Raw genomic sequence first — 2683 nt, forward strand, 5'->3', positions numbered from 1 at the left:
AACATCCAGCCGGAAAAGATCCGCTTCTCCTGCTTGTTCTCGTCGATCTCGTCGACCTGGGCGAAGCCGTCGGTCTGCGGCTGTTCGGTCAGCGGGCGCGAGTAGCAGACGCGCGGCGTGACCTGCAGCGTGCCGAACTGGACCGTCTCGTTGATCGCCACCTCGAAGGTGATGATTCGCCCGGTGATCTTGTCGAGGCCGTCGAACACCGCCGTCGGGTTGCTGATCTTGTCGGCCAGCGCAGGCCCCGCGACGACGCCGAGCGCGCAGGAAATCAGGGCGCAAGAGAGGATCGACCTCCGGCTCGGGGGGGCGCGAAAAGGACCCTTTCCGAGCGCGATGACGGTGTTCGGAAAACGCATGTAGGCCGATCTGCCGGTGAAGCGCGGCTAAAAAAAGGCGCTCAGGCGCCGGGGCTCCACGCCTCGTAGTCGCCGGTCGTCGGCTGTCGGTGTCCATCGCGGAGCACCGACCCCTTGGGGCGGATCGCCGCCGGCGTCCCGGTCGGGTTGCCGATATGGGGCAGCTCCCAAGGGTGGGGCGTATAGTCTTCTTCGCTCGGCGGAACGTCGACGGTGTGGTGCAGCCAGCCGTTCCAGCCCGGCGGGGTCATCGAGGCCTCGGAAATCCCGTTGTAGATCACCCAGCGCCGCTCGAAGCCGAGCGCCGGATCGATCTTGCCGCCGCGCGTCCGGTAATAGGCGTTGCCGAACGCGTCGTGCCCTACCAGCTCGCCCACGCGACGGGTGTAGAACAGGGTGTTGAGGGTCGCCCCGTTCCACCAGGTGAAGTAGCGCAGGAAAAACAGCTTTAAGTCCATCGGGCAGCCGCTGGTCGACGAAAAAAGCGCCCATGTCGCGGCGCGCGCGGACTATGGCGAGGCAGCCCCGCTCTGTCCAGTCGAACTTTGCGGGCGCAGGGCCACGCGAACCCCTTGCAAGCCGCCGGCGACTCACCCGAAGTTGGCGATCCGGGAGAGCGGTCACATATTGTTTACGGTTTTCAGGCTCACCATATATGGTGCCTTCGGATCATATCAGGCGCAACCTATTGACGAATGTGCTGGTGCGTCGTAGTGTTTTGATTCGTTGAAACGCGAGACGCGAAGAGTGGGTAGCCCATGCCGTAGCTTGCTTTTTGGGTGTCGCGGGCGCGGAGCAGGTTCTCATTTTCGGGCGCGAGCGCGGTCTGCGTGTTGCGCAAAGGCATGTCTCCAGACGCGCCATTGCGACTCGTTTACGCCCGTCAAGGAGTTGGCGATGAGCGATTATCGTGACACTAAGCGTTGGTCGAATGCCCAGATTCATGACATCGCGCGACGCGTGCGTCATGTGTTCGACGTATCACGAGATAAATGTGTTGATATTGTCAAGTGTCTGACCTCGGGATGGGTTGCAACAATTGAGGGGCGGAAGAGGCTTACTATCGAGATAGTTTCTGATGATGGCATGGGTGGAGACGACGGCCTTACCGAAGTAGTGGGCGACCTAGTCCGCATGCGATTTAAGTCTTCCGTGTGGCAGAAGGCAATGGCTTCGGATGGCCGCGCAAGGATGACGCTGGCTCACGAGCTCGGGCATGCGGTTCTCTGTCATAAGGATGTCGCACGTGCGCGTCAGACGGGTGCCGCTGCGATTATTGCTAAGGCAAGCTATGTAGAGGCCTATGAATCTTCTGAGAGAATGGCCAATGAGTTCGCCTCTCATTTCCTGATCGAAGAAGAGTTGCTGTCACCTTATAATAGCATTGAACTTGTTGTGTTAGACTTCTCTGTGAGTGCTAAGGCTGCAAAAGTTCGTTTAGAAAGGAAATCCGAGAATACGAAAAGACAAACCGTTATTAACGGCTTTGCTGAACTGTTGGGTACGCTTGGAGATAAAAGACCGCCGCTCAATGAAACGACACGTAAAAGCGCGAATGACGACAATAAAGATGAGTCAAAAACCGGCTATTCAATTGCGCTGAGACGCGGTGCCTGTCAGAAATGTGGTACCGGCAAAATGGTGGATATCGGAGGCAGCAGATATCGCTGCGAGGAATGTGGAATTGCGGGAGATTTTTTGCAAGATGGTGACGATTTTGTGGAGATCCTGTGAATAATGTAACGGAGCTAGTTGAATTGAGTTTCCTGTATCAGTAAGCGTGATTGCGGCAAGTTCGTCGAAATTGCGAGAGGCTTGGAGGTAGTACGAAGGTACTACTTAGATATAGGAATTGTACACCATGAGAATCGGGCGGTATTACACTGACGCGGGCGCTTCGCCCTACGACCGGATCCCGTTTGCGACCACCCGGAGCGAGATCACAATCCGGACGGCTCGATCGTCTTCGCCCTCGACAATATCGAGGTCCCGGCCGCCTGGACCCAGGTGGCGGCGGACGTGCTCGCGCAGAAATATTTCCGTAAGGCGGGCGTGCCGGCGCGCCTCAAAAAGCACGAGGAGCCCGACGTCCCGTCGTTCCTGTGGCGCTCGGTTCCCGACGAGGAGGCGCTCGCCGCGCTCCCCAAGGCCGAGCGCACCGGCTCCGAGACGTCCGCCCGGCAGGTGTTCGACCGGCTCGCCGGCGCCTGGGCCTATTGGGGCTGGAAGGCCGGCGTGTTCAATGGCGACGAGGACGCGCGCGCCTATTTCGACGAGATGCGCTTCATGCTGGCGCGCCAGATCGCCGCGCCCAATTCCCC

The 2683-nt window shown here is 59.1% G+C and carries 3 protein-coding genes and 1 pseudogene; 2 read left to right on the forward strand and 2 right to left on the reverse strand.

Annotated elements, in window-relative coordinates:
- Window positions 1–362, reverse strand: a 362-nt coding sequence (locus ACLP25_RS19270; RefSeq protein WP_442470773.1) for a DUF2155 domain-containing protein, incomplete at its 3' end; no start/stop codon positions are given.
- A 41-nt stretch (window positions 363–403) separates the two neighbouring features.
- The gene (locus ACLP25_RS19275) at window positions 404–820 is read right to left on the reverse strand and encodes an NADH:ubiquinone oxidoreductase subunit NDUFA12 (RefSeq protein WP_442470774.1); all 417 of its coding nucleotides are present in this window, start codon (window positions 818–820) and stop codon (window positions 404–406) included.
- Between the two features lie 439 nt (window positions 821–1259).
- Here ACLP25_RS19275 and ACLP25_RS19280 point away from each other — a divergent pair, with 439 nt between their 5' ends.
- Both ACLP25_RS19280 and ACLP25_RS19285 read left to right on the forward strand, forming a co-directional pair.
- On the forward strand, window positions 1260–2096 hold the full coding sequence (locus ACLP25_RS19280) for an ImmA/IrrE family metallo-endopeptidase (protein ID WP_442470775.1): 837 nt from the start codon (window positions 1260–1262) through the stop codon (window positions 2094–2096).
- 127 nt (window positions 2097–2223) lie between these two features.
- Window positions 2224–2683: pseudogene (locus ACLP25_RS19285) on the forward strand (vitamin B12-dependent ribonucleotide reductase); the annotation flags it as partial.

Origin of the sequence: Roseiarcus sp., assembly GCF_052145395.1 — a bacterium.
In the GTDB taxonomy this organism is placed as follows: Bacteria; Pseudomonadota; Alphaproteobacteria; order Rhizobiales; family Beijerinckiaceae; genus Roseiarcus.

Coding starts and splice junctions, on each gene's coding strand:
- ACLP25_RS19280 (WP_442470775.1), top strand. CDS start 1,260: ATGAGCGATTATCGTGACACTAAGCGTTGGTCGAATGCCCAGATTCAT.
- ACLP25_RS19275 (WP_442470774.1), bottom strand. CDS start 820: ATGGACTTAAAGCTGTTTTTCCTGCGCTACTTCACCTGGTGGAACGGG.